Raw genomic sequence first — 2,379 nt, 5'->3', positions numbered from 1 at the left:
TCAGACGAAGGCCGCTTCCGTGTACGCCGGATACCGAACCGAGTGATCAAGTTCGACGCACCATTCGACGCCGGACGTTAAAGATCAAGCTAGTGCCGTCGGTGCTCGGGTCTGCTGGAAGCCCGTGAGACGCAGGTCCGGGAAGAGGTCGCACGGGTGAGCCCTCGCGCCACTGCACCGGCCGGGCCACCTGCTTCCCGGCCTGCAAGACCAGCTCCTTCACGCTCCTGGCTGCCTCGGGATAGGCGACCACGGGACACCGGCCGCGACCGTTGCAGGGCGGCGTGCAGACCGCCGCGTCGCCCGGCTGGGCGGTGACGGTCGTGGAGATGCCCACCACGTAGTGCAGCCCACGCGCCTCCAGACCGAGCCGGAAGGCGGCGGTGTCCCCGTATCCGCCGTCGGCGACGACCAGGGGACGTCAATGCCCCAGGCCCCAGAGCCTGCCAGTTGCCTTCCTCACCGAGCCGGGCGGCCATCGGCTCCACCGACTTGCGCCGCCCGTCCAGCAGCAGACCACGCAGGTAGACCGCTCCCCACCGGCGCTGATCGGCACGAGCGAACGGCTCGAACACCGCCACGAAGTCCTCCAACTGACACCGGACTTCATCCAACTCCCCAGGCTTCACACCCGGTCAAAGACCGTGCGATCACGACACGCTACCGACGAATGAACCTGACCCTAGAGGGTAAGCGCGATCTTTCCCCGGGCGTGGCCGGTCTCGCTCAACTGGTGCGCCGCGGCTGCGTTCTCGAGGGTGAAGGTGGCTGCGACCGGCACGGTGAAGCGGCCCTGCTGTGCGAGGGAGGCTGCCGCGGCGAGTCCGTCGACCGCCTGCGGGTCCGCACCGGGCCCCGCCGTGCGCGACAGGTGGACTCCGTACTTCGCGGCGTTCAGGTCGGCCACGGTCACCACCCGGTCCGGGCTTCCGGTGAGGTCCACCAGGTCGGGCAGTGATCCGGATCCGGCGCAGTCCAGGACGACGTCGACTCCGTCCGGTGCCAGGGCGATGACCCGTTCGACCAACCCGGGGCCGTAGGTGGTCGGTGTCGCACCCAGCCCCGCGACGAACTCGTGGTTGCGTGCGCTGGCCGTACCGAGGACGGCCGCGCCGCGGGCCACCGCGAGCTGGACGGCGACCGTGCCGACCCCGCCGGCCGCGCCCTCGATCAGCAGGGTCGTGCCGGTGCCGACCTTCAACCGGTCGAGCGCGCGCGTGGCGGTCTCGACGTTCGCGGCCGCGCCGCCGGCCTGCTCCCAGCTCAGCGCGTCGGGCTTCGGCGCCCACGCCGCCAGGACGGCGTACTCGGCGTTCGCGCCACCGAGCTCGGCGAGATCGATGATGCCGAAGACCGCGTCGCCCGGGCGGATACCAGTGACTCCTGTGCCGACCTCGTCGACCACACCCGCGGCGTCCACCCCAAGCACGTGGGGCAGGCGCAGCGGCATCATGTCGCGGAACCGGCCCGAGCGGAGGTAGCAGTCGGCGGGTGTGACACCAGAGGCCCGTACGGCCACCCGGATCTGACCCGGTCCTGCGTGCGGTTCCGGCACGTCGCCGACCTCAAGGACACTTGCGGGACCGTACTGGGAGAATCGCAGTGCTCTCATGGCGCCGGACGCTATCGGAACACCCCGTCCGTTTAGCTAAAGTGAGAGCGGTGACGAACCCTTTGCCTCGCTCTCTGCGCTCCGACGCCCGGGACAACCGCGAGCGCATCCTCGCCGTTACCCGGGCGACCTTCGCCGAACAGGGCCTGGACGTACCGATGCGCGAGATCGCACGGCGTGCCGAGGTCGGCCCGGCAACTCTCTACCGACACTTCCCGACCAAGGAGGCGCTGGTCACCGAGGTCTTCACGGAGCAGATGGCGGCCTGTACCGCCATTGTCGACGAGGGGCTGGCCGATCCGAACCCATGGCGCGGCTTCTGCCAGGTGATCGAGAAAGTGTGTGAACTGCATTCACGGGACCGGGGCTTCACCGCGGCGTGCGTCTCAGCCTTCCCACGCACGATCGACTTCGCCGCGGCCCGGGAGCGGGCACTGGGCAAGATCGCCGAACTCGCCCGCCGGGCCAAGGAGGCGGGAAAGCTGCGCCCGGACTTCGTCCTGGATGACCTGATCATGGTGCTCATGGCCAACGGCGGCATCCGGACCACCTCGCCGGCCACCGCGGTGGCCGCATCCCGGCGCTTCGCCGCGCTGCTGATCCAGGGCATGCGCACCGAGCCGGTCATCCCGCCGCTGCCCCCAGCGGTCCGGCTGCCGCTGGCGGTTGTGACCTAGCTTGATCTTTAACCTGTGCGGCGGGGTTTGGGGGTCGTTGTCTTCTTCGTTTGCCGTTTCGTTGGCTGCGTCTTGCGTGGTGTGTGCACG

General features: G+C 69.5%; 2 protein-coding genes and 1 pseudogene. 1 reads left to right on the top strand and 2 read right to left on the bottom strand.

The features are described 5' to 3' along the window. Positions 1 to 124: 124 nt before the first annotated feature. Positions 125 to 629, bottom strand: a pseudogene (locus tag ACWCXB_RS36495) (transposase); the annotation flags it as partial. A gap of 53 nt (positions 630 to 682) precedes the next feature. Continuing rightward, positions 683 to 1,612: an NADP-dependent oxidoreductase gene (locus ACWCXB_RS36490; protein ID WP_450728797.1), complete on the bottom strand. Its 930-nt coding sequence runs from the start codon at positions 1,610 to 1,612 to the stop codon at positions 683 to 685. 50 nt (positions 1,613 to 1,662) lie between these two features. On the opposite strand from ACWCXB_RS36490, the gene ACWCXB_RS36485 reads away from it, so the two are divergent. Then, positions 1,663 to 2,289: a TetR/AcrR family transcriptional regulator gene (locus ACWCXB_RS36485; RefSeq protein ID WP_450728795.1), complete on the top strand. Its 627-nt coding sequence runs from the start codon at positions 1,663 to 1,665 to the stop codon at positions 2,287 to 2,289. Positions 2,290 to 2,379: the final 90 nt, after the last annotated feature.

Source organism: Streptomyces sp. NPDC001514, assembly GCF_053597075.1.
The sequence above is the reverse complement of the archived record's forward strand: the minus strand, read 5'-3'. Positions and strand labels throughout refer to the sequence as shown.